Annotated in this window: 19 protein-coding genes, 2 tRNA genes and 1 other annotated feature; of the genes, 13 read left to right on the top strand and 8 right to left on the bottom strand. The window is 45.0% G+C overall.

Annotation, left to right across the window (positions count from 1 at the left end; all coding sequences use genetic code 11):
* Positions 1 to 43 precede the first annotated feature (43 nt).
* The 3 genes from gyrB (at position 44) to FHS45_RS11315 (ending at position 5,825) form a co-directional block, all read left to right on the top strand.
* Positions 44 to 1,954, top strand: a complete 1,911-nt coding sequence (gene gyrB, locus FHS45_RS11325; protein ID WP_062447642.1) for a DNA topoisomerase (ATP-hydrolyzing) subunit B — start codon at positions 44 to 46, stop codon at positions 1,952 to 1,954.
* Between the two features lie 152 nt (positions 1,955 to 2,106).
* Entirely contained in the window at positions 2,107 to 4,638 is a 2,532-nt protein-coding gene (gene gyrA, locus FHS45_RS11320; RefSeq protein WP_062443645.1) for a DNA gyrase subunit A, read from the top strand.
* A 74-nt stretch (positions 4,639 to 4,712) separates the two neighbouring features.
* Positions 4,713 to 5,825: an HD-GYP domain-containing protein gene (locus tag FHS45_RS11315; RefSeq protein ID WP_208416429.1), complete on the top strand. Its 1,113-nt coding sequence runs from the start codon at positions 4,713 to 4,715 to the stop codon at positions 5,823 to 5,825.
* 44 nt (positions 5,826 to 5,869) lie between these two features.
* Here FHS45_RS11315 and FHS45_RS11310 read toward each other — a convergent pair whose 3' ends face one another.
* On the bottom strand, positions 5,870 to 6,814 hold the full coding sequence (locus FHS45_RS11310) for a YaaC family protein (protein ID WP_062443650.1): 945 nt from the start codon (positions 6,812 to 6,814) through the stop codon (positions 5,870 to 5,872).
* Positions 6,815 to 6,965: 151 nt separating this feature from the next.
* Between FHS45_RS11310 and guaB the strand changes: the two genes are divergently transcribed.
* The 6 genes from guaB to FHS45_RS11280 all read left to right on the top strand — a co-directional run bounded on the left by guaB (position 6,966) and on the right by FHS45_RS11280 (position 13,346).
* Entirely contained in the window at positions 6,966 to 8,435 is a 1,470-nt protein-coding gene (gene guaB / locus FHS45_RS11305; protein WP_062443654.1) for an IMP dehydrogenase, read from the top strand.
* Positions 8,436 to 8,541: 106 nt separating this feature from the next.
* On the top strand, positions 8,542 to 9,873 hold the full coding sequence (locus FHS45_RS11300; RefSeq protein ID WP_062443657.1) for a serine hydrolase: 1,332 nt from the start codon (positions 8,542 to 8,544) through the stop codon (positions 9,871 to 9,873).
* Between the two features lie 115 nt (positions 9,874 to 9,988).
* Entirely contained in the window at positions 9,989 to 10,873 is an 885-nt protein-coding gene (gene pdxS, locus FHS45_RS11295) for a pyridoxal 5'-phosphate synthase lyase subunit PdxS (RefSeq protein ID WP_062443660.1), read from the top strand.
* A gap of 16 nt (positions 10,874 to 10,889) precedes the next feature.
* Entirely contained in the window at positions 10,890 to 11,480 is a 591-nt protein-coding gene (gene pdxT, locus FHS45_RS11290; protein WP_062443663.1) for a pyridoxal 5'-phosphate synthase glutaminase subunit PdxT, read from the top strand.
* Between the two features lie 38 nt (positions 11,481 to 11,518).
* Positions 11,519 to 11,737, top strand: a binding site (T-box leader).
* 56 nt (positions 11,738 to 11,793) lie between these two features.
* Positions 11,794 to 13,068, top strand: a complete 1,275-nt coding sequence (gene serS / locus FHS45_RS11285) for a serine--tRNA ligase (RefSeq protein ID WP_062443666.1) — start codon at positions 11,794 to 11,796, stop codon at positions 13,066 to 13,068.
* A 185-nt stretch (positions 13,069 to 13,253) separates the two neighbouring features.
* Positions 13,254 to 13,346 (top strand) — tRNA-Ser (locus FHS45_RS11280).
* A 208-nt stretch (positions 13,347 to 13,554) separates the two neighbouring features.
* Here the strand turns inward: FHS45_RS11280 and FHS45_RS11275 are convergent.
* On the bottom strand, positions 13,555 to 14,241 hold the full coding sequence (locus FHS45_RS11275; protein ID WP_062443669.1) for a deoxynucleoside kinase: 687 nt from the start codon (positions 14,239 to 14,241) through the stop codon (positions 13,555 to 13,557).
* Entirely contained in the window at positions 14,238 to 14,879 is a 642-nt protein-coding gene (locus FHS45_RS11270; protein ID WP_062443672.1) for a deoxynucleoside kinase, read from the bottom strand. Before FHS45_RS11270 ends, FHS45_RS11275 begins: the two co-directional genes overlap by 4 nt.
* A 175-nt stretch (positions 14,880 to 15,054) precedes the next feature.
* Between FHS45_RS11270 and FHS45_RS11265 the strand changes: the two genes are divergently transcribed.
* Positions 15,055 to 15,127: transfer RNA gene (locus FHS45_RS11265), tRNA-Arg, on the top strand.
* 228 nt (positions 15,128 to 15,355) lie between these two features.
* Here the strand turns inward: FHS45_RS11265 and FHS45_RS11260 are convergent.
* Complete coding sequence (locus FHS45_RS11260; protein WP_157620170.1) at positions 15,356 to 15,502, bottom strand: hypothetical protein; 147 nt, start codon at positions 15,500 to 15,502, stop codon at positions 15,356 to 15,358.
* A 59-nt stretch (positions 15,503 to 15,561) separates the two neighbouring features.
* On the bottom strand, positions 15,562 to 16,530 hold the full coding sequence (locus FHS45_RS11255) for a bile acid:sodium symporter family protein (protein ID WP_148350062.1): 969 nt from the start codon (positions 16,528 to 16,530) through the stop codon (positions 15,562 to 15,564).
* Between the two features lie 240 nt (positions 16,531 to 16,770).
* Here FHS45_RS11255 and FHS45_RS11250 point away from each other — a divergent pair, with 240 nt between their 5' ends.
* From FHS45_RS11250 to FHS45_RS11240, 3 genes are read left to right on the top strand one after another with little or no spacing between them, the layout of a single operon-like run.
* Positions 16,771 to 17,919, top strand: coding sequence for a CaiB/BaiF CoA transferase family protein (locus tag FHS45_RS11250; protein WP_062443675.1), 1,149 nt, complete (start codon positions 16,771 to 16,773; stop codon positions 17,917 to 17,919).
* 24 nt (positions 17,920 to 17,943) lie between these two features.
* On the top strand, positions 17,944 to 19,146 hold the full coding sequence (locus FHS45_RS11245) for an acyl-CoA dehydrogenase family protein (RefSeq protein WP_062443678.1): 1,203 nt from the start codon (positions 17,944 to 17,946) through the stop codon (positions 19,144 to 19,146).
* Between the two features lie 12 nt (positions 19,147 to 19,158).
* Positions 19,159 to 20,610: an NAD-dependent succinate-semialdehyde dehydrogenase gene (locus tag FHS45_RS11240; protein ID WP_062443681.1), complete on the top strand. Its 1,452-nt coding sequence runs from the start codon at positions 19,159 to 19,161 to the stop codon at positions 20,608 to 20,610.
* A gap of 158 nt (positions 20,611 to 20,768) precedes the next feature.
* On the opposite strand, the gene FHS45_RS11235 is transcribed toward FHS45_RS11240, so the two are convergent.
* From FHS45_RS11235 to FHS45_RS11225, 3 genes are read right to left on the bottom strand one after another with little or no spacing between them, the layout of a single operon-like run.
* Entirely contained in the window at positions 20,769 to 21,929 is a 1,161-nt protein-coding gene (locus FHS45_RS11235; protein WP_062443684.1) for a saccharopine dehydrogenase family protein, read from the bottom strand.
* 33 nt (positions 21,930 to 21,962) lie between these two features.
* A complete protein-coding gene (locus FHS45_RS11230) occupies positions 21,963 to 23,459 on the bottom strand; it encodes an aldehyde dehydrogenase family protein (protein WP_062443686.1) in 1,497 nt (498 codons plus the stop codon).
* Positions 23,460 to 23,492: 33 nt separating this feature from the next.
* The gene (locus tag FHS45_RS11225) at positions 23,493 to 25,157 is read right to left on the bottom strand and encodes a thiamine pyrophosphate-dependent enzyme (RefSeq protein WP_062443689.1); all 1,665 of its coding nucleotides are present in this window, start codon (positions 25,155 to 25,157) and stop codon (positions 23,493 to 23,495) included.
* Position 25,158 lies beyond the last annotated feature (1 nt).

Here is a 25,158-nt window from a genome sequence, read left to right as displayed (position 1 = left end):
CTTCTGGAGGGAATGTAGGTGAAAAACCGTGAGTGAAGAAGCAATGAAAAATCGCGAATCTTATGATGAGAATCAGATACAGGTATTAGAAGGTTTAGAAGCAGTCCGTAAACGTCCGGGTATGTATATCGGTTCAACCAATGAAAAAGGACTTCATCATCTCGTATGGGAAATCGTCGATAACAGTATCGATGAAGCAATGGCCGGTTATTGCGATAAAATCCAGGTCATCATCGAAGAAGACAACAGCATTACGGTTACTGACAATGGCCGTGGAATTCCAGTCGGTATGCACGAGAAAGCGGGACGTCCGGCCGTAGAAGTAATCATGACCGTCCTTCACGCCGGTGGTAAATTCGGTGGCGGTGGTTATAAAGTATCCGGCGGGCTGCATGGTGTAGGCGCCTCTGTCGTCAACGCCCTTTCGACTTATTTGGAAGTGTTTGTCCACCGGGATGGCAAGGTTCATTACCAAAAGTTTGAGCGTGGTGTTCCAGTCGGAGACTTGAAAGTGATCGATGACACAGAGATTACAGGGACACGAATCCATTTCAAGCCGGATCCGGAAATCTTCTCGGAAACGGAAGAGTACAATTATGATACGCTCGCCTATCGTATACGTGAGCTTGCCTACCTGAATAAAGGGTTGACCATTTCTATCCAGGACAAGCGTGTCGAAGAACCAGAAGAGAAAGATTTTCATTATGAGGGCGGAATCGTCTCTTATGTGGAACATATGAACCGGACTCGCGAAGTCATTCATGAGCCATTCTATGCAGAAGCAGAGCAGGACGAAATAGCAGTGGAAATAGCAATTCAATACAATGATGGCTTTGCCAGCAATATTTACTCTTTTACAAATAACATTCATACCTATGAGGGCGGAACACACGAATCTGGATTTAAGACTGGATTGACGCGTGTCATCAATGATTATGCCCGCAAAAACAATATGTTCAAAGAGAATGATCCAAACCTGACTGGAGAAGATGTGCGGGAAGGGTTGACGGCGATCGTTTCAATCAAGCATCCCGACCCGCAGTTTGAAGGCCAGACAAAGACGAAACTTGGAAACAGTGAAGCTCGTACGGTAACCGATCACTTATTCTCTGAAACTTTTTCTAAGTTCCTTTATGAAAACCCGGCAATGGCCAAAGTGATTGTAGAAAAAGGCCTGATGGCTTCAAGAGCACGGATGGCAGCTAAGAAAGCTCGTGAATTGACCCGCCGTAAAAATGCTTTGGAAGTTTCCAACCTTCCAGGTAAGCTGGCTGACTGTTCTTCCCGTGACCCGAATATCAGTGAACTATATATCGTTGAGGGGGACTCGGCTGGCGGTTCAGCAAAACAAGGACGAGACCGTCACTTTCAGGCGATTCTGCCATTACGAGGAAAAATCATCAATGTCGAAAAAGCACGTCTCGATAAAATCCTTTCAAATAATGAAATAAGAACAATCATTACGGCACTTGGAACAGGGATCGGGGAAGAATTCGACCTTGCCAAAGCCCGTTACCATAAAGTCGTCATCATGACTGATGCCGATGTCGACGGTGCCCATATCCGTACGCTATTGTTGACGTTCTTCTATCGCTATATGCGTCCACTGATTGAGAGCGGTTATGTGTATATCGCCATGCCGCCCCTATACAAGGTTACCCAGGGCAAGGCTGTCCATTATACGTATTCTGACAAGCAGCTCGAAGCATTGCTTGCGGAATTGTCAAATTCACCAAAGCCTGGCTATCAGCGCTATAAGGGACTTGGTGAGATGAATCCAGAACAGCTTTGGGAAACGACGATGGATCCGGAAACACGTACGTTGAAGCAAGTCAACATGGAGGATGCCATCGAAGCGGACGAAACCTTTGACATCCTGATGGGGGATAAAGTAGAGCCTCGTCGTAACTTTATCCAGGATAATGCCCAATATGTTAAAAATCTTGATATTTAAAATTGGATTTGTAACTCAATCCGTTAATTTTCTATAAATCATTCACAAGGAACATTCCCTTGTCAGATAACAAATCTGATAGATAGTAATGCAATGAAGGCTGCAGCAATCGCTGTAGTCTTCCTTCCTCATATGTGATAGGAGGTAATTTCATGGTGGATCAACCAAATCGTCCACGTGTCCAAGAAGTTAATATCAGCCAGGAGATGCGGACTTCATTCCTGGACTATGCCATGAGTGTCATCGTAGCCAGGGCATTGCCTGATGTCCGGGACGGTCTGAAGCCTGTCCATCGGAGAATATTATATGCGATGAACGACCTTGGTATGCATTCCGATAAAGCATACAAGAAATCCGCTCGTATCGTTGGTGAGGTTATCGGTAAGTATCACCCTCACGGTGATTCGGCTGTTTACGATACGATGGTTCGGATGGCACAGGATTTCAACTACCGCTATATGCTCGTCGACGGTCATGGAAACTTCGGTTCTGTCGATGGTGATGCAGCAGCTGCAATGCGTTATACAGAAGCCCGTATGTCAAAAATCTCAATGGAAATCCTGAGAGATATCAATAAAGATACCATCGATTATACGGATAACTACGATGGGGCAGAAAAAGAACCAGTCGTCCTTCCAGCACGATTCCCCAACCTGTTGGTGAACGGAACATCCGGGATTGCAGTCGGTATGGCAACCAATGTACCGCCTCATCAGCTTGGAGAAGTCATAAATGGCGTGCTTGCCTTAAGTAAGGATCCGGATATCACCATCCAGGAACTGATGGAAAATTACATTTATGGGCCAGATTTTCCTACTGGCGGCCAAATTCTTGGAATGAGCGGTATCCGTAAAGCCTATGAAACTGGGAAAGGATCGATAACGATCCGCGCCAATGTGGAAATCGAAGAGCAGGCAAACGGAAAATCTCGTATGATTGTGACGGAACTTCCTTATCAAGTAAACAAAGCCCGGCTTGTAGAAAAGATTGCGGAGCTTGCCAGAGACAAGAAAGTAGAAGGAATCACCGATCTTCGTGACGAATCCGATCGAAATGGCATGCGTGTTGTCATCGAGCTGCGAAAAGATGTCAATCCGAATGTAATGCTTAATAATTTATATAAACAAACAGCTTTACAGACTTCTTTCGGTATCAATATGCTGGCCCTAGTTGATGGTCATCCGAAAGTATTGAACTTGAAGCAAGTGCTGGAGCATTACCTGGAGCATCAAAAAGTAGTCATCAGACGTCGTACTGCCTACGAACTTAGAAAAGCAGAAGCACGGGCTCATATCTTAGAAGGTTTGCGAGTTGCTCTTGACCACCTTGATGAAGTTATTAAGTTGATTCGAGAGTCGAAGACAACTGAGATAGCCCGAGAAGGCCTGATGACCCGTTTTGAATTGTCAGAGAAGCAGGCTCAGGCGATCCTGGATATGCGTCTTCAGCGTTTGACTGGTTTAGAGCGTGAAAAAATTGAGGATGAATATCAGGAGCTCGTAAAATTGATTGCCGAACTTCGCGCGATCCTGGCGGATGAAGAAAAGGTATTGGAAATCATTCGCGATGAATTGACAGAAGTGAAAGAACGTTTCAATGATTCACGCCGGACAGAAATCGTTATAGGCGGAACCGACTTCATTGAAGATGAAGACTTGATCCCTGAAGAAACAATTATCGTGACATTGACTCACCAGGGGTATATCAAACGCCTTCCAGCTTCAACTTATCGAACCCAGCGCAGGGGAGGACGAGGCGTGCAGGGTATGGGCACACACGAAGATGATTTTGTCGAACATCTGCTGTCCACATCCACCCATAACACCTTGCTGTTCTTTTCGAATAAAGGGAAGGTTTATAAGGCAAAAGGTTATGAAGTACCTGAATTTGGCCGGACCGCCAAGGGGATTCCGATCATCAATATGCTCGAAATCGAGCGGGACGAATGGATCAATGCGGTCATTGCAGTCGAGGAATTTGTCGATGACTGGTACTTCTTCTTCACCACACGGAAGGGGATTTCCAAACGGACATCCATTTCCCAATTTGCCAATATCCGTAAAGGCGGGCTGATTGCCCTTAACCTTCGGGAGGAAGATGAATTGATTTCTGTTCGTCTTACAGATGGTAAGAAAGATATTATGATCGGTACACGTGATGGTATGCTGATCCGCTTTGAAGAAGATCAGGTGCGTACAATGGGACGAACAGCTGCCGGAGTCAAGGGGATTTCGTTACGCGATGGTGATGAGGTCGTGTCGATGGAAATCCTGGAAAATGACCTGCAAGTGTTGACCGTCACCGACAAAGGTTTCGGAAAACGCACGCCGGCTGACGATTACCGGATCACGAACCGTGGTGGTAAAGGAATTTTGACATGCAACCTGACAGAACGTAATGGCAAAGTAGTAGCCGTCAAAGCGGTCACAGGCGAAGAAGACGTCATGATCATTACTGCTACGGGAGTATTGATCCGTATGCCGATGGAGGGGATTTCCGAAACCGGCCGTAATACACAGGGAGTACGATTGATCCGTCTGCAGGAAGACGAATCAGTTGCTACCGTGGCTGTGCTTGAACCGGAAGAAGAGGAAGAGGCACCGGAGGAAGCGCAGGAAGCTGCAGAAACAGTACTGGAAAACGAAGAAACAACTGAAGAAAGCCCATCCGACAACGAAGAATAATTGTAAACTTCATAAAGTGTAGATAAAGCCGTCCGATAATGTATATAGGACGGCTTTATTTTTTTATACATGGTATGGAAGTGAGGTATCAGGGCGTGCAGATCCACCCGTCACAATTAGTCCCCGGCTGCATCATTACAAAAGATGTCTTCGGAAAAACAAATCGACCATTAATTTATAAAAATACCGTAATTAAAGCTATACATAAACAGGTGCTGGATCGCTTTCTCATCACGGAAGTGGAAGTAGCTCCAAAAATGGCTTCAGGCGAAGTATTCCAGCCGGAACCTTTGGAAGAAAGCAAACAAGTTCATCCATCCTTTGATGAATCATCACTTCCGGTCCCGTTTAAGAAACATTATCTTCATGCAGTCCAAATATATAAGGGCTGGTTTGCTGAATGGCAGGCAGGGGCATCTCTCGATATCGGAGCGATCCGGGATTTGTTTGTGCCATTACTTAAGCAACTAGATAATCAATCAAGAAAAGATATCCTCCTGCTTCCTCACTATTCTTCGAAACAGGACTACTTCTACCATCATGCAGTATCGACTGCTTTCATCGCTGCATTCTTAGGAGAGAGACTGGGGATGAACCAGGGGGAATGGCTCCAACTAGGATTAGCAGGATTATTAAGTGATGCAGGAATGGCTAAACTGAATGAATCTACTCTGATGAAGGACACGGAATTAACAAAGGAAGAATATCAGGATATAAAAAAGCACCCGATCTATTCCTATCGAATGGTTGAGAACATCTCCGCTTTGAGTAAGGCTGCTAAATTAGGTGTTCTGCAGCACCATGAACGACTGGATGGAAGCGGCTATCCGCTCGGTACCCATAAAAAGAAAACCCATTTATTTGCCAGAATTATCGCTGTGAGTGATATGTATCATGCGATGACCACTGACCGTCTATACCGGAGCAAGCAATCACCTTTTTTAGTGATGGAACTGATGATAAAAGAACAGTTCGGGCGCTTAGATCATACGGTAGTTCAGGCATTTGTCAAAAGCATGACAAATTACGCCACCGGAACCAAAGTAAAGATTTCTGACGGACAAAAAGGCGAAATTGTCTTTACCGAAGCGTCCCAGCCAACCAGACCGATTATCAGGCTGGACAGCGGAGAAATTATCAATCTAACAGAAACGCAGAATCTCTATATCCGCGAAATCTTAACTTAAAGCTGACATAGGACATAGCTTAGCCCGGACTATTATAGTCCGGGTTATTTTTGTGCTATTAACCATTGTTGGACCATTTTTTCTGTTTCCTCACTGGTAAGAGCAATGAAGTGGGTCAGTAATGCATAATCACTGGTATCGCGGATGTGATGCAAGTCCATCCACCATTCCACTTCATAGCGGCAAATCATACTGAGATTATAGAGCAGCATATAATGAATCATCATTTCAGGCAGATGATCAGCTGTGTCTCTGGCATATGGCGTATAAAACGCTTGTTTCGTACTGGAAAAGTAAAATGGATGAGATAAATAAGGCTTTAAGGGTTCCTTTAACTCTATCTGCAGTACATTGTTATTTTTAATCCATCTTGTTACTTGATAATTAGCAAACCTCTGTTTAACCTTTCGCTCGGTCAATTGATGATCAAAAATATGAGATAAAGGGATCTCAAAGCTTTTTTCATTCAACTCGGCAACCTGAAAGAGCGGCTCTTTCCCCTTCCATTGGTAAATTTCCTGCATATCTGGCAGCAATTGCATCAATTCCTCCATAGTCGCCTTGTCACTACGAAACGGAGAAGACTCATAAAGACGTTCACAGGCGTAGGCAAATAACCCTTGAGGCTGAATTTTCACTTCATCCTGCGAGAAGGAATAGTTCTGCTTTTTTCTTTTCCTTGTACTCAGACCATGAGCAAGTACTTTAGACGAGGATGGATAGTCCGGATCCTTAACAAGAAGGCAGGCTTTCAATAAATGTCCAAGACCATAAAAATAAAGCACAGGCTGAACCGTTACAGGTGATGATTTACCAGTCGCGATAAACTTTCTGCCATGCTCCAAAAAATAACAAAAACGTTCGCTATTCCGATAAGCTTTTGATTTGGCATCTGAAATCGCCTGTTTTTCATAACAATCCATCAGGTAATTCCGGGTATTAGACACTGACTGTAAAAAGGTTAAAAAAGACTGATTATTCTGAAGCAAACCGCATTCCTCCTCTCCATGAATTTACTGTTGAAAAAGCTGTTTTATTGGCGTATTGTAAATAACAATAAGAGTTACGAAACCACCACTATACCACTAGCTTAACCCATTTTTACCCAAACTATTTTTAATGAAAAGGAGAGGATCGAGCGTGCGTGAGGATAAGTTTGCCAAAGAAGGTTTGACGTTTGATGATGTGTTGTTAGTACCAGCTAAATCAGAGGTATTGCCAAGAGATGTATCGGTTGCAACAGAATTGTCACCAACATTGAAGTTGAATGTGCCAGTTCTAAGTGCAGGAATGGATACAGTCACAGAAGCGAAAATGGCAATAGCGATGGCCCGTCACGGTGGCCTTGGAGTAATTCATAAGAATATGTCGATTGAGGCACAGGCTGAGCGTGTCGATCGGGTAAAACGCTCCGAAAGCGGCGTTATTACAGATCCTTTTTATTTAACCCCGGGACACCAGGTGTTTGATGCGGAGCATTTGATGGGGAAATACCGGATTTCCGGTGTACCGATTGTCGATAATGAAGAGAACCAGCGCCTGGTAGGAATCATTACCAATCGGGATCTCCGATTTATTGACGATTATTCGATTGCTATTTCGGAAGTGATGACGCGCGATGACCTCGTGACAGCAGCCGTAGGGACTAATTTGGAAGAAGCGGAACGTATCTTGCAGCAATACAAAATTGAAAAGCTGCCACTAGTTGATAGCGATAATGTCCTCAAAGGCTTGATTACCATCAAAGATATCGAAAAGGTCATCGAGTTTCCGCATGCTGCTAAGGATGAACAGGGACGACTGCTTGTTGCTGCTGCAGTTGGTGTGACGGCAGATGCGATGACCCGCGTGGACAAGCTGGTGGACGCTGGCGTGGATGCCCTCGTAGTAGATACTGCCCATGGTCATTCGCTTGGTGTATTAAATCAAGTAGAGCGGATCAGGTCCAAATACCCGGATGTTAATATCATCGCAGGGAATGTCGCTACACCAGAAGCGACCAGGGAATTGGCGGAAGCAGGAGCAAATGTCATCAAAGTAGGCATCGGTCCTGGCTCGATTTGTACGACACGAGTCGTTGCAGGTGTCGGAGTTCCACAGATTACGGCTGTGTATGATTGTGCCGTTGAAGCGGAAAAACACGGTGTATCCGTTATCGCTGATGGAGGAATTAAGTATTCCGGCGATATCGTCAAAGCTTTAGCTGCTGGTGCTCATGCGGTAATGATCGGAAGCATGTTTGCGGGGGTAGCGGAAAGCCCTGGAGAAACGGAAATTTTCCAGGGACGCCAGTTCAAAGTCTATCGTGGCATGGGGAGTGTCGGTGCTATGGAAGCAGGATCGAAAGACCGTTACTTCCAGGATTCTGAAGAAAAGAAAAAGCTTGTGCCAGAAGGGATCGAGGGACGTGTTCCATATAAAGGCCCATTGGCAGACACGCTGCACCAGTTAGTCGGCGGCATGCGTTCGGGTATGGGATATTGTGGAACAGCTGACCTGACGACACTCCGCAAAGAAGGAAAGTTTATCCGGATTACCGGGGCGGGACTTCGGGAGAGTCATCCCCATGACGTACAGATTACGAAAGAATCTCCAAACTACTCCATTTAACCTAGATATAATTTCGTAGACAGGGACTATTCCCTGTCTATTTTTTTGTGTAAGCCTGTGATAAAATAACAAAGATGCATAATTTATACCGTGGAGGTCGAGTAAGTTGAAACAAACGTTTAAAACATCATGGCTGGTAGTGATGGCGGTAATGATCACCCTGGTCGGGTTCATCCAACCGAATACTACATACGCTCAGATTGATATTAATGCAGAATCTGCTATTTTAGTAGATGCAAACAGTGGACAAGTCCTGTTTGATAAACAATCAGATGTGGCTTTGCCACCTGCCAGTATGACAAAGATGATGACAGAGTACCTGGTGCTTGAAGCGATAGAGAATGGCGAGATTAGCTGGGATACGACTACCCAGATCAGTGATTACCCGTATAGCATATCTGCCGACGATACCTTTTCCGGGGTCGGTTTGAAGCAGAATAAAGATTATACGGTCCGTGAATTATATGAAGCGATGGCAATCAACTCAGATAATGCTACCACTATTGCCCTCACGGAACTGATCGCAGGGTCAGAAGGCGAATTCGTCAAAATGATGAATGAAAAAGCAAAGGAAATGGGTTTAAAAGAATACCAGTTTGTCAATTCTACCGGACTTCCGAATAGTAGTTTAGGAGATAACTACCCGGAAGGGACACAACCGGATGATGACAACTTACTTTCTGCTCGTTCATCTGCTTTATTAGCTTATCATTTGGTGAATGACTATCCAGAAGCTTTGGAAATTTCCAGTATTACAGAAACAGAATTTGATGATCAGACTATTCGTAACTGGAACTGGATGCTTCCGGACATGCCTGGTTACCTGTCTCAATACGGTTATGAAGGCATGGACGGGATGAAAACAGGATATACCGACCTCGCAGGATACTGTTTTACAGGGACTGCAGAACGGGATGAAAACCGTTTGATTTCTGTAGTAATGAAGACCGATAGCGAAGAAGCCCGATTTGAAGAAACACGTCGTTTAATGGAGTATGGCTTTCAGCAGTTCGAAAGGCAGGAGTTGTATCCAGCCGGTCATCAAAAAGATGGTGAATCCGAACTTCCTGTCGCAAAAGGAAAAGAAAAGCAGGTAGGAATTGAAACTGGGGAAGCCGTGCAAGCTATGATTAAAAACGGCGAAGAAGATAAGTATGAACTGAACTTTATTGTAAACGAAGATAAATTGAATGATGAAGACAAACTCACAGCGCCGATTGAAAAGGGAGAACAAATTGGGACAGTGGAACTTGTCTACAATGGTGAAAATTCACATGGCAACATTCTGGACGGCCAGCAGGATGATAAGAGCATCCCGTTGGTGGCCACAGAGGCTGTCGAGAAAGCAAACTGGTTCATGCTGACGCTTGGAGCGATCGGAGACTTTTTCAGTGATATCTTCACCAGTGCTGTCGATACCGTAAAAGGATGGTTTTAATCCAGATAAAACCGGTAGGCAATTTAGTATAGATTGCGTTATAATAATTAAATAGTGCGTGAATTTGAACTCTTTTGAAGTTAACTATATATAAAGAAATGGGAGGAAATGGAGTATGTCTAAAGTAGGTACTGATTTAGTAAAACGTGGAATGGCAGAAATGCAAAAAGGTGGCGTCATCATGGATGTCGTCAACGCAGAACAGGCGAAAATCGCAGAAGAAGCAGGTGCGGTTGCCGTAATGGCACTTGAGCGTGTCCCTTCTGATATTCGTGCAGCAGGTGGAGTTGCCCGTATGGCTGACCCGACTGTTACAGAAGAAGTATTGAATGCCGTATCTATTCCAGTAATGGCAAAAGCACGTATCGGCCATATTGTAGAAGCTCGTGTTCTAGAAGCAATGGGCGTTGATTATATCGATGAAAGTGAAGTATTGACTCCGGCAGACGATATTTATCATATCAATAAAAGAGATTTCACGGTTCCTTTCGTATGCGGCTGCCGTGATCTTGGAGAAGCGACCCGCCGTATTGGAGAAGGTGCTTCCATGCTTCGTACGAAAGGTGAACCAGGTACAGGAAATATCGTAGAAGCTGTCAATCATATTCGTAAAGTACAATCTCAAATCCGTCACCTTCAATCATTAGCTGAAGATGAAGTGATGGTATTTGCAAAAGAAAACGGTGCGCCATTCGAAACCCTTATGCAGATCCGAGAAGAAGGACGTCTTCCAGTCGTAAACTTTGCTGCTGGCGGAGTAGCGACACCTTCTGATGCAGCCTTGATGATGCAATTGGGAGCAGACGGTGTATTCGTCGGTTCTGGTATCTTCAAGTCTGACAACCCGGAAAAATTTGCCCGTGCGATTGTTGAAGCTACAACTCATTATGATGATTACAAGCTGATTGGTGAACTTTCTAAAGGTCTTGGTACAGCAATGACTGGAATTGAAATGTCCACATTGACTGCAGCAGACCGTATGGCTGACCGCAGCGAATAAAAAGGAGACATGCATCATGACTAAGATCGGTGTATTGGGACTTCAAGGAGCGTTCCGAGAACACATTCGCTCTGTCGAAGCTTCTGGCGCTGAAGGCATCATCGTCAAGCGCGTAGAACAACTGGACGAGTTGGACGGTTTAATTATCCCAGGCGGTGAAAGTACGACAATGCGTCGTCTTATCGATAAATATAATTTCCTTGAGCCATTACGTGAATTCGGTAAACAAGGAAAGCCTATTTTCGGCACATGTGCAGGCATGATTCTGCTTGCTTCTGAAATTGCAGGAATAGACAATGTCCATTTAGGACTGATGGATATCAAAGTCGAACGCAATGCGTTTGGACGTCAGCGTGAAAGCTTTGAAACCGATTTGGATATTAAAGGTGTAGCGGAAGGATACAATGCTGTATTTATTCGTGCTCCTTATATATTAGAAGTCGGACCGGAAGTGGATGTCCTGGCTACCCACCAGGATAAAATCGTATTAGCACAGCAAGGTCATTTACTGGCTTGCGCCTTCCATCCGGAATTGACCGATGACCATCGATTGACGGCACATTTTGTCGAGATGGTAGAAGAATCAAGAAAATCACTTGCATCCTAAATGAAAATTCGCTATTCTTTATTAACAACAATTCTATTTCCAATGCGATGACAGGACCTAGTAACAGGTTCCCTTTTCTAAAGAGAGTCAGTGGCCGGTGTGAACTGATGAAAAGGGCTTGTGAATCCATCCTTGAGCAGATTTGCTGAACCATCAGTAGGCAAATCCGGTGATTCGCCGTTATTGAAGATGAGCCGGGAGACATATTTGTCTCCAATCAGGGTGGTATCGCGGGAATACAAACTCTCGTCCCTATTTTTATAGGGATGAGAGTTTTTTTAATAGCTAAAATAATCATAAGGAGGAAACAACCATGCTGGATATGAAATTCTTACGCAACAATTTTGATGAAGTAAAGAGCAAATTACAAAATCGCGGAGAAGACTTGTCCGATCTCGATAAATTCGGTGATCTGGACAGCCGCAGACGTGAATTGATTGCAGAAACAGAAGAATTGAAAGCAAAGCGCAATGAAGTCTCAAAAGAAATTTCTGTACTGAAGCGAGAGAAGAAAGATGCCGATCATATGATCAAGGAAATGCGTGAGGTTGGAGACCGCGTCAAGGAACTTGACAACGAACTGAAAGAAGTTGAAGAGCAGTTGGAGACAATGCTTTTATCCATTCCTAATATCCCGCATGAAAGTGTACCTGTTGGGGAAGATGAGGACGACAATATTGAAGCACGTCAATGGGGTGACCTTCCAGACTTTGGTTTTGAAGCTAAGCCGCACTGGGACCTGGCAACAGAACTTGATATCCTTGACTTTGAACGTGCTTCCAAGGTAACAGGAAGCCGGTTCGTATTCTATAAGGGTCTTGGAGCCCGACTTGAACGTGCCTTGCTTAATTTCATGATGGATCTCCATGCAGACGAACATGGCTATCAGGAGATGCTGCCTCCGTATATGGTCAACCGTACAGCGATGACAGGCACCGGTCAGCTTCCGAAATTTGAAGAAGACGCGTTCCGCATTGCTGACTGGGATTACTTCCTCGTGCCGACAGCAGAAGTACCTGTGACGAACTATCACCGGGAAGAAATCCTTGATGCAGAAGACCTGCCAAAGAAGTATGTGGCATTCAGTGCCTCTTTCCGCTCTGAAGCCGGCTCTGCCGGACGCGATACCCGTGGCTTGATCCGTCAGCACCAGTTCAATAAAGTGGAGCTTGTCCAGTTCTGCAAACCGGAAGAGTCTTATGACGTACTGGAAGAACTCACAGCTAATGCAGAAAAAGTCCTTCAGTTGTTGAAGCTGCCCTACCGTGTCATGAGCATGTGTACGGGAGATCTTGGCTTCACGGCAGCTAAGAAGTATGATATCGAAGTATGGCTGCCAAGCTACAATACGTACCGTGAAATCAGCTCCTGCTCTAACTTTGAAGACTTCCAGGCTCGTCGTGCCGGTATCCGGTTCCGGCGTGAAGACAAAGGTAAGCCGGAATTCGTCCATACCTTAAATGGCTCTGGCCTGGCAATTGGACGTACCGTCTCTGCTATTTTAGAAAATTACCAGCAGGAAGACGGCTCCATACTCGTACCAGAAGTCCTGCGTCCATATATTGGCGGCAAAGAGGTAATTAAATAAAAGTTTATACGAACGAGCCTGAAACTAACTCAGGCTCGTTTTTATACCAGCGGAGAGGGAGTTGTTTCCAGGGCTGCTTCTGCTATTTAACATTTACATTTTAATTATCACAAAATTTAATCTTTTGGTTTTTGCGTTGACAGTAAGACAAGGGGCATGATATATTTTTATTTGTTGGACAAGACGGAGGAGTACCCAAGTCCGGCTGAAGGGAGCGGTCTTGAAAACCGCCAGGGGGTTTACGCCCCGCGGGGGTTCGAATCCCTCCTCCTCCGCCATATATACAAACAAAGCGCATAAAATTTGGAGATTATATGAAAAGTCGTTGCCTCTGGTAACGGCTTTTTTCTCTCTTTACATTAAAAAAACTTGGCTAATCGCCACGACTTTCTTGCTATAGCCTAAGTGTTTGTTATACTTTAATCCTTTAAAAATTAAACTTTCTTAAAGTGTACAAAAAAAGAAAGCCCTCGAGAGGCTTTCTTTTTATTTTGTCAGTAAACGGCTGGAACGCCATTTCCGCGACTGATTAATGAAGTGGCCGATTTTCTCTAAGACGGGATCGATGCTGTTTTCATCATTGATAACATCGTAGTCCGCGATATTCAACCGCAGTATTGGGCAGGAATTGAAGTTATCAATCCAATTTTCATAGCGCTGGAACATCTCCTCCCAGTAAGAAACCGGAGTTTGCTGCTCCATCGGACGTCCACGATTCTGAATACGCTCTAAAATATCTTCAAACGATCCTTCCAAATAAATTAAAAGGTCTGGATGAGGGAAATATGGCGTCATCACCATGGCATCAAAAAGGTTCGTATACGTGTCATAGTCTGTTTCAGACATTGTCCCTTTTTCATAATGCATGCGGGCAAAGATGCCTGTATCTTCATAGATCGAGCGATCCTGGATGAAGCCGCCGCCATATTCAAAGATTTTCTTCTGTTCCTTGAAACGTTCAGCAAGGAAGTAGATTTGCAGATGAAAGCTCCACCGTTCAAAATCATAATAAAACTTATCCAAATAAGGGTTGGTTTCTACTTTTTCTAAGGATGTACGAAAGTTCAAAGCGTCAGCAAGTGCGTTGGTCATAGTAGATTTACCGACACCGACAGTGCCTGCAATCGTGATGACACTATCGTGCGGGATGCCGTAGCGTTCTCTAGCGTTCATGTGATAACTTCTCCTTTGTATAGATGGTGTTCAACCTGATCAAGAATATACCGAAGATCATCCTGGTGTTTGACGAAATCGAGCTTATCCCCATCAATTCGAATGACTGGAATCTCGGGATGTGTCATTTCAAAGTGATTCATAAACTCTTCATAATCACGAGAGAGCTGCTCCAGATAGGAAGGCTGGATATTCGCTTCAACACCGCGATTACGCATACGAATACGCTCCAGCAGAGTGTCGAGACTTGCATCAAGATATACCATCATGTTTGGACGCGGCATATCGTTCGTCAATATATCGTAAATTTGTGTGTATTTCTTAAATTTTTGCTCCGGCAATGTACGACGTGCAAAAATCATATTCTTCGTAATATGATAATCAGCCACTACAGGCTTGTTTTGGCGTAAGTATTTCGTTTCTATATCTTCCAGCTGCTTGAACCGGTTGCATAGAAAGAACATTTCCGTCTGGAAGCTCCATTCTTCGATATCATCATAAAACTTTCCCAGAAAAGGATTCTCCTCGACGATTTCCTGCAATAGATGGAAATCAAAATGGGAGGCGATCTTTTTTGACAGGGAGGTTTTACCGACACCGATCGGCCCTTCCACAGCAACAAAAGGCAGTTGTCCCATCTCTTCTCCTCCTTACCCAACATCAAGAGACATAATTCGATACGTTCAGACAGACAGCTTATATTTTACCACAGAAATAGCAGGAGTGGACAGGTAATGACAGAATTTGCGGACATGAAATCTTTTCAAATCACGATATCTTTTGTATAATATACTTTGTGCCTGCTAACTTCGTGCCCCCGTAGCTCAGGGGATAGAGCATCGGTTTCCTAAACCGTGTGCCGCAGGTTCGAATCCTGCCGGGGGCGTAAAACATAGCAAAAGCGCCGCATTCAAGAGAATGCGGCGCTTTTTTACATTGTCTAGGAAATTATATAATTTTCTTTTTGTGGATAATTTTACGTGGTGGGTTCCATCCAGCTCCAGCGCCTACCCCCTCGAGGTCTTAAGTCAGCCCTCTCTGTGACAAAAAAACGTCACGGCGAGGGTTGTCTTAAGCTTGTCGGGGGTGAGCAAGGCGCTTGCGCTTTTGTACTTTACCGGTGTGTGTAAGCGATCAGAATGACAGGTTCGTTGGAATAGGCTTTTAGCTTCTCTTCCAAGTCCTTAACTTCTTTAAGCATTTGGTCATTCAGTGTCGCTGTATTATATTCTTCCATTCCACGCAGTTGTTCTTCTAACATCATACAACCTCTTTCCTTAGTGAAGTTGCACTTAGGTTATGCAATACAATAGAAAGTAATCAGCTCACGCTGAATTTCTCCTTCGATACTTCCTGCGGCTCCCGCTCTTTCTGCTTTCGGTAAATAGTCGCAATGATCGGACCGGAAATATTGTGCCAGACACTGAAAATCGCACTTGGTACGGCTGCCAATGGACTAAAGTGAGCAGCAGCAAGTGTGGCACCAAGTCCGGAGTTTTGCATGCCGACTTCAATGGAAACCGCCCGTTGTTTGGATGCATCCATCCCCATCATTCTACCAAGTCCTAAACCGATTAAGTAGCCAAGTACATTGTGCAGTACTACGATGGCGAAAATAATAGCTCCAGTCGTGGCGATCTGCTGTTGATTCACTCCGACTACTGCAGTAACAATTGCAACAATGGCTATCACCGAGACTAAAGGGAAAGCCTTTACTCCTGCTTCCACTTTACTGCCAAGCAACGCTTTTACAATAAAACCAAGCAATATTGGAATAAGGACGATATTGACGATCGATAAAAATAACGCACCGGGAGAAATAGGCAGCCATCTGCTTGCGAACAGTAAAACTAATAATGGTGTGAGTACCGGTGCAAGCAAGGTAGACACAGCAGTTATCGCAACAGAAAGTGCTGTATCGCCTTTTGATAAATATGTCATGACATTCGATGATGTTCCTCCTGGACAACATCCTACCAGTATAACGCCGGCCGCAACTTGAGGCGATACAGGAAGCGATACAGCAAGTATGAATGCCAATACAGGCATAATCAGAAATTGCGCACCAACCCCAATGGCAACGTCTTTAGGTCTGCGAAATACTTCCTGGAAATCCTTTGCTGATAATGTGAGCCCCATACCAAACATGATGATTCCTAATAATGGAGTAATGTAGGGGGCGATCCAGGTAAATGCCGGTGGATATAAGAAAGCAACAACGGCAAACACTACGACCCACACCGCGAATGTACTCCCCATGAAACTGCTGATTTTCTCTAGTATCTTCAACGTAACTCACTTCCTTTTGATAAATTAATGATTGATTATACATTATAATCTGAAAAATCTAAACCTTTTTTAATAAATTATTTAAAGCATTAACACTTTAATTTGTAAAAGCAATACAAGTAAGGAATTCCTGCTTTATGGACATGTTCTTTCACATAAAATCATAATTATAAAACAAGCAGATAAAACAACGAGACATAATAGGGTACAGTTTTTAAAGAAATGAGGTGATGGAGCGTAATGAAGGGTGCATTATCCGACATCAAAGTGCTTGATCTATCACGGGTTCTCGCAGGTCCATATTGCACGATGATACTCGGGGACCTGGGGGCCGAGGTGGTAAAAGTCGAAGCTCCCGGCGGCAGTGATGAAACAAGGAAATGGGGGCCGCCTTTTCAGGAAGGTGTCAGTGCCTATTATTTATGTGCCAATCGTAATAAGAAAAGCATTACAGCGGACTTGAAAAGTGAAAAAGGAAAACAGAAAATCATGGACTTAGTCCGTGATTTTGATGTGGTCATCCATAATTTCAAGGCGGGGACGATGGAGCGGCTGGGACTGGGTTATGACGAGTTGAAACAGGTTAATCCCGGTCTTGTTTATTGCAGCATTACTGGATTTGGAGAGACAGGACCTTATAAAGATTTGCCCGGATATGATTTTATCATTCAGGCTATGAGTGGATTGATGAGTATTACGGGCGATGAGCAATCCGGACCACAAAAAGTCGGCATAGCCATTACTGATGTGCTGACAGGACTGTACGCTTGTATCGGCATTCAGGCTGCATTATTGGAAAGAATAGCTTCCGGAACTGGTCAAAAAGTTGATCTCGCTCTCTATGATACAGCGGTCAGTTCCCTCGTCAATATCGCCAGCAATTTCCTTATGTCAGGAAAAGTACCCCAGCGTTTAGGGAACCATCATGCCAATATTGTCCCTTATCAGACCTTCCCGTCGTCAGATGGGGAAATGATAGTGGCGGTGGGAAATGATCATCAGTTCCAGCGTTTATGCAAGCTATTAGGACTTGCCGAAGTGGCAGAGGACCATCGTTTTTCTACTAATCCTGCCCGCGTAGAAAACCGGAGAGAACTGACAGCTATTTTACAAACAGTATTCCAGAAGCAGCCGGCAGCCTATTGGAAAATCCATTTAGATAAAGCGAAAATACCATGCGGGCCCATCCAGGATTTGAAGGTATTAACGAAGGATCCTCAGCTGGCGGCAAGAGAAATGTTTTTCTCTATGCCCCATCCTAGAGCTGGCGAAATTAAGCTGGTAGGGAGCCCGTTGAAGTTGTCCAGAACCCCAGTTTCCTACCGGTATCATCCACCGGAATCCGGGGAACATCAACATGAATTTTTTAACGAGGAGAAAAAGGAGTAAAAATAGAGACTGGAGGATCAGTGTATGAATTTTGACTTTACCGAAGAACAGGAATTATTACGTAAGATGACACGTCAGTTCGTGGATAAGGAAATCCTTCCGAACATGCGCATGTGGGATGAGCAAGGTAGATTTGACCCAGGTGTTCTAACCAAATTGGCGGACTTAGGTCTTATGGGTGTCTGTATTCCAGAAGTATATGGCGGTAGTGGAATGGATTATAACTCCCTCGCTATTGTTTGCGAAGAACTAGAAAGGGGAGATACTGCCTTCCGTACTGCTGTATCGGTCCATATCGGGTTGAACAGCCTTACTTTGCTGCAATGGGGAAACGAAGGACAAAAACAAAAGTATCTGGTTCCTCAGGCTACAGGCGAGAAGATAGGAGCGTTTGGCCTGACAGAACCAGGGGCAGGATCGGATGTAGCGGCGATACAGACTACAGCTGCCAATAAGGGCGATCATTATGTATTGAATGGGCAAAAAACTTGGATATCGCTATGCGATACAGCCGATCATTTTATCGTTTTTGCTTACACCGATAAAAGTAAAAAACATCACGGGATATCAGCCTTTATTGTGGAACGAAGCACAGCTGGTTTTTCCTCAAAAGCTACCAAAGGAAAGCTTGGGATCCGCGCAGGTAATACTGGGGAATTATTTTTTGAAGACGTAAAAGTACCGACCGAAAATTTACTTGGAAAAGAAGGGGACGGTTTCAAAATAGCTATGTCCGCTCTTGATAATGGCCGTTTTACAGTCGCGGCAGGAGCATGCGGACTAATAATGGCCTGCCTGGAAGCGAGTGTCGATTACTGTCATGAACGAAAGACGTTTGGTCATGAAATAGGTAAACATCAATTAGTGCAGCAGATGGTCGCCAACATGGAGGCGGGACTCCAGATGAGCCGGTTACTTGTTTATCGTGCCGGCGAGTTGAAAAACCAGGGTAAACGCAACACAAGGGAAACTTCGTTAGCAAAATGGCAGGCTTGTGATTTTGCTAATACAGCTGCTGATGATGCGGTTCAGGTACACGGGGCTTATGGGTATTCCAATGAATATCCTGTTGAGCGACATTTACGCAATTCGAAGGCGCCGGTCATTTATGAGGGAACACGGGAAATCCATACGATCATGCAAGCGCAATATGTTCTTGGTTACCGGAAGGATAAGCCGTTGGATCATATGCTGCCAGCCTGGCCATATGAACCAGATGAGCAATAGGGGGAGTTCTGATTGATCACTTTTGAGGCTTACGTGCCAAGCATTTATATTAACGGCAGGTGGAACAGTGCATCTTCGCGGAAAAAAACGCCGGTACGGAATCCAGCGACCTGGGATATCCTTACTCACGTATCATATGGTGATGATATCGATACAAAAAATGCCATTGAAGCAGCCAGTAGCGCACAAAAACAATGGGCATCTTTGTCACCAAGGAAGCGTTCCTCTATCCTTTACAAAGCAAATCAGCTTATGAAAGAAGAGGAAGACCGTTTAGCAGCGATTCTTACGATGGAGCAGGGTAAGCCACTGCGCGAAGCAAAGGGCGAAATCAAATCGGCAGCCAGTTTCTTATTATGGTATGCAGAAGAAGCCAATCGCTTATACGGGGAATGGATTCCGTCATCGATAGAATCAAAACGGCTTTCAGTAATTCCACAGCCTGTCGGGGTAGTGGGGGCAATCACCCCTTGGAACTTTCCGGCTTCGATGATTACCAGGAAAGTCGCTCCTGCGTTAGCGGCAGGTTGTGCCGTAGTATTGAAGCCAGCATCAGAAACTCCACTAACAGCAATTGAAATTGTAAAAATCCTCGAAAAAGCGGGGGTGCCAGACGGAGTAGTGAATCTCGTAACCGGCAATTCTGCCAAAATTGGAAATGCGTTACTCCATCATGAAGATGTCCGACTGATTACTTTCACTGGATCAACGGAAGTAGGCAAGCATTTAATGCGAGAGAGTGCCGATCAAGTGAAAAAACTTTCCCTTGAACTTGGAGGGCATGCTCCTATTATCGTCTTTGCCGATGCTGATCTGGATCAGGCGGCGGAAATGACATTGGCAAGCAAGTTCCGGAACAGCGGTCAGACATGTATCTGTGCGAACCGTGTATATGTGGAAGCTGACATTTGGGATGAGTTCAAGCAAGTATTAGTAGAAAAAGTAGAAGCAATGCGCCTTGGTGATGGACTTGCAGAGGAGGTGGACATGGGTCCATTGATTAACGAAGGGGCAACCGAGAAAGTCCATGAGCAGGTGAAGGATGCCCTTGCAAAAGGCGCTGAAATCGCATGTGGCGGTAATCTTTGGGAAGGTACAGGCAAAGGACATTATTATTTGCCGACCGTTCTGTCTGGCGTCAATAACGACATGCTGGTCATGAACGAGGAGACATTTGGTCCCATTCTACCGCTCCAGTCATTCACCAGTGAAGAAGATGCAATTAACGCAGCCAATGATAGCGAATATGGCTTGGCCGCATACTTTTTCACGAATAATCTTGATCGATCCGTCCGGGTCGCAGAAAAGCTTGACTACGGCATCATCGGCATCAATGATGTCTTTCCTGCTGTAGCGGAAGCACCATTCGGCGGTATCAAGCAATCGGGTTTTGGAAAAGAAGGTGGACACCATGGTATCCATGAATATGTGGAATTAAAATATATATCGATGGGAATTAAATAATAAAGGCACCCTCTGGGAAGTTCATTTCGACTTTTCAGAGGTTTTTTACTGTCTCTTTTTCACGAATGTTGTTGCACCTCAGTTCGTGTTTTAGATTCGTAAAAAAGCAGCCTGTCTACCGATATTTGGTAAATGGGCTGCTTTGTCTATTTTTCTTCCTATATTTCCTTTAATTGCTTTGTTTCTTTAATGTTCACACCACGTTTAGCCATCTCTTCGATATAAATATTTCCCGGGACGATTTGTTCGGGAGGATAGACACCGCGCTTATCGATCGTTCCATTCCCCAGCATTTGAGCGACTACAGATATAGAGTTGGCCGTAGCTCTCGCCATTGCTGTTACGTTATTTTTCCGATCTTTAAAGGTAGCCATTTCGTAGGTGTAAGTAGTGGAATGCCCGTCTTTTTCTCCGGATACTAACACCCTTAGGAGGACAGCATCATCCTTATCCTTTAAATCGACTATCGGATCTAATACTTTTAGAAATACTTCCCGAGGGCTCACTTTTGCCCCTTTAACTTCAACAAAATAATCATTTCTAGTCAGGTTCAAATCAACAAGGAGCTTAAATTTTTCAGCGTGGCCAGGGTAGCGGATCGTCTTATATTCTAATGTATCTAAGTACGGATAGGAGTAGGACAAAGTGGATGTACCTCCGGCTGTATGGAAAGCTTCTAATGGACCGAACTTTTCAAAGTTTATGCGCTCGATTTCTGATAAGGAAGGGATCTCCTGTTTCATGCCATTACGTATAATCAAAGCGGGATCGGTATAGTGATCAAAAACGCCTTCCATGGAAAAGACATGATTATATTCAAAAGGAGGTTCTGGCTGAACTGGTATTCCACCGACATACAGTTTAATAGATTTTGCTTGATTGAGCTTGCTGACGCCATATCCTGACAAAATATTTATCATCCCAGGAGCAACCCCTAAGTCCGGGATTAAGGTGACGCCGGCGGCCTTTGCGTCTTCCTTGAGCTTTAAGACTTTGTCCGTCATATGGCCTATGTGGCCTCCTAAATCGACAGAATGGACACCGGCTTCGATTGCTTTTTTGGCGACAATTTCATTGAACGAGTAAAACAGCGCGTTGATCACTACGTCATAATTTTTGATAAAGTTCCCTAATTCCTTTTCATTGGTGGCATCGAGCTGAGCAGCGCCTAAGATAGGGCTGTTCAGCTGCCGGCACACGTCTTTCGCTTTCTGATAATCAACATCTGCCAGTGCGACATGTTTCACGCCCGGACTTTGCACCAAGTCGCGGGCGGCTTCCTTCCCCATAAGTCCGGAACCTAATACGGCTACCTTCATATAAAAACCTCCTTCACTTACTTGAAAAAAACTCTACTGCTCGGTGTCGATTTGTGCCCGTTGCAATTTACCGCTGAAATCGACATAGACGCTCTTCCATTCGGTAAATACGTCTAATGCAGCGAGTCCGGAATCACGATGGCCGTTGCCCGTCCCTTTGGTACCTCCGAATGGCAGATGGATTTCAGCACCGATCGTTCCGGCATTAACATAAACGATTCCTGTATCCAGATCACGCTGGGCAGCGAATACCTGGTTCACGTTCTGAGTGAAGATGGAACTCGATAACCCGTAGCTTACTTCATTATTGATCTCGACCGCTTCTTCGAGACTTTCTACTTCAATCAAGGAAACGACAGGGCCAAAAATTTCTTCTTTCGCAATCCGCATCGTACGATCCACATCGGTAAAGAGTGTAGGGGCGTAATAATAACCAGCGTCTTCTTTATCCTCATGAAGCGTATAGCCTCCAGCTAGAAGTACAGCCCCTTCTTGTCTTCCTGTTTGTACGTAGCGGTCAATTTTTTCTAGCGCGCCTGCATTAATGATTGGACCGACTTTCACCGTCTCATCGAGTCCGTTGCCAACCGTCAGCTTCTCCATTTCTGTCATTAGCCGCTCCGTTAATTCTTCCTTCACATCCTTGTGGACGATAACCCGGCTGCAGGCGGTACAACGCTGGCCGCTTGTTCCGAACGCGCTCCAGAGAATTCCTTCGACAGCTAATGATAAATCAGCATCATCCATGACAATGACGGCATTCTTACCGCCCATTTCAAGTGATACTTTTTTCAGTTTCATGCCACACTTACTCGCGATATTCTTCCCAGTTTCGTTCGAGCCGGTAAAAGAAATGACACGTATCGTCTCATCTGCTACCATCGCTTCCCCGACGTCACTGCCAGAGCCGAACACGACATTTAATACGCCATTTGGCAAACCGGCTTCTTCAAAAATCTTCGCCAGCTCATAGGCCATAATCGGCGTCTCGGTTGCCGGCTTCCAAATGACTGCATTGCCAGCAACAATAGCCGGGAAGGACTTCCAGGTAGCGATAGCAATCGGGAAATTCCACGGGGTAATGATACCGACAACTCCCACAGGAGCACGGACACTCATGGCGAATTTATTCTTCAACTCTGATGGGGTAGTTTGTCCAAACAGGCGCCGACCTTCGCCAGCCATATAAAAGGCCATATCGATGCCTTCCTGGACTTCTCCTCGTGCTTCTTCCAGTACTTTTCCGTTTTCCATCGTCAACAGCCTGGACAGGTGTTCTTTTCTTTCTTTCATCATGCTGCCGACCCGGTATAGTAATTCTGCTCGCTGTGGAGCCGGAACGAGTGCCCATTCTTTCTGCGCCTTTTTAGCAGATTTTACAGCAGCTTGTACATCATTTTCCGTTGATAAAGGTACTTTTGTGATTGTCTGTCCTGTTGCCGGATTAACAACAGCAGTATAGTTGTTACGATCTGGCAGCACCCATTGTCCATCAATGTAATTGACCAGCTTCTTCTCGATATTGACCATGAGAAACCCTCCCTATAAAAATAAATATGACGTTTACATTTTTCTTAAATCTTCAATTGTCCGCTTCGTTGAAATTTGATTCTGATCCATCGGCACTTCAATGACAGTCGGCCGATCATTATTAACCGCCTTACTTAAGACATATTTAAAATCTTCCAGACTATTCACGAAAAAACCATCGGCTTCTACACTTTTGGCTATTTGGGAGAAATGGACGGTACCTAAATCGGTCCCCGATACGCGATGAGGAAAGTGAATTTCCTGATGCATGCGAATGGTTCCATACATCTGGTTGTTAAAAACGATACTGATTACAGGAATCTGGTAGCGGACCGCTGTTTCTATTTCCTGCATCGTCATCATGAAGCCGCCATCCCCGGATAAGGAAACGACTATTTTATCAGGTGAGGCCAGTTTGGCACCTAAAGCAGCCGGCATCCCGTATCCCATCGCGCCCGATGTCGGGCCCACATAGGTCTTTTTCTTTTTGAACTGGTAAAAGCCATGGAGCCATCCAGCGAAATTGCCAGCATCATTGGTAATAATCGTATCTCCCGGGAGCATCTCCTGCAGACAGGCGATTACCTGGTTATTGGTGATTTTCTCGCTATCATCAAGTTCCAGGGATGAGGCGGCTTCGTAACAACTTCTTCTTTCCTGCACCCAAGGTTTCCAAATTGGTGAAGCCATTTTTGTTGCAGCATTCATAACCTGCAGTGCTGCTTTCATATCAGCCACAATCCCCAGGTCAGGTGCAAACGACTTTCCCAGCACCGATGGCGTGATATCGATATGAATCAATGTTTGTTCCGGTGAAATAAGCGAATAATCCTGTGTCGTCACTTCAGACAGACGTGTGCCTAGCGCCAACAGTACGTCTGCCTGGCGTACGGTATCCAGGACCCTTGGATTGGTTCCCAGTCCAAGATGGCCGACGTATAAAGGGTGGTCGTTAGGAAAAACATCCTGTCTCCGGAATGCAGACAAAACTGGCAGGCTGTTTGCTTCCGCAAAAGCAAGCAGCTTGTCTTCTGCATTCGCATGTTTCACACCTCCGCCGGCAATGATCACCGGTTTTTTTGCTTGTTGCAGGTAGTTGTGCACCATTTCAATTTCTTCAACAGAAGGGGAAGGTCTTGGTTTCCTCACTGGAGCTGTGAATGTCATGTTTACTTTAGAACGAAGGACATCTTCCGGGAGTGACACGATGACAGGACCAGGGCGTCCAGTCTGGGCTATCCGAAAAGCCCGCTGTACCAGCTCAGGAATTCGCCCGGCATGGGTGATTTCCACAGCCCATTTAGAAATTGGCTGGAAAAATTGAACGAGATCCACTTCCTGAAAGCCTTCCCGGCCTAAAAATCGACTGTCTACTTGACCTAAAAACACCACCATCGGGGTCGAATCCTGGTAGGCGGTATGGACACCTATCGACAAATTGGCAGCCCCAACACCTCGTGTCGCCATAACGACCCCAGGTTTGCCGGATGCTTTGGCATATCCTTCCGCCATGAAAGACGCCCCTCCCTCATGACGGGCAGAAATCAATTGGATGCCCGGTTCCCCGTAAAGTTCATCTAACACAGGCAAATAGCTTTCTCCGGGAACACAGAAAACTTTTTCGATGCCTTCATTTTTTAAACACGTGACAACACCTTTGGCGCCACTCATTCTGGAGGCTTTGTTTGGTGGTTTCATA

Origin of the sequence: Thalassobacillus devorans (genome assembly GCF_011761345.1) — a bacterium.
GTDB classification, from domain to species: domain Bacteria; phylum Bacillota; class Bacilli; order Bacillales; family Halobacillaceae; genus Thalassobacillus; species Thalassobacillus devorans.
This window is presented reverse-complemented; position numbering and strand designations above follow the sequence as displayed.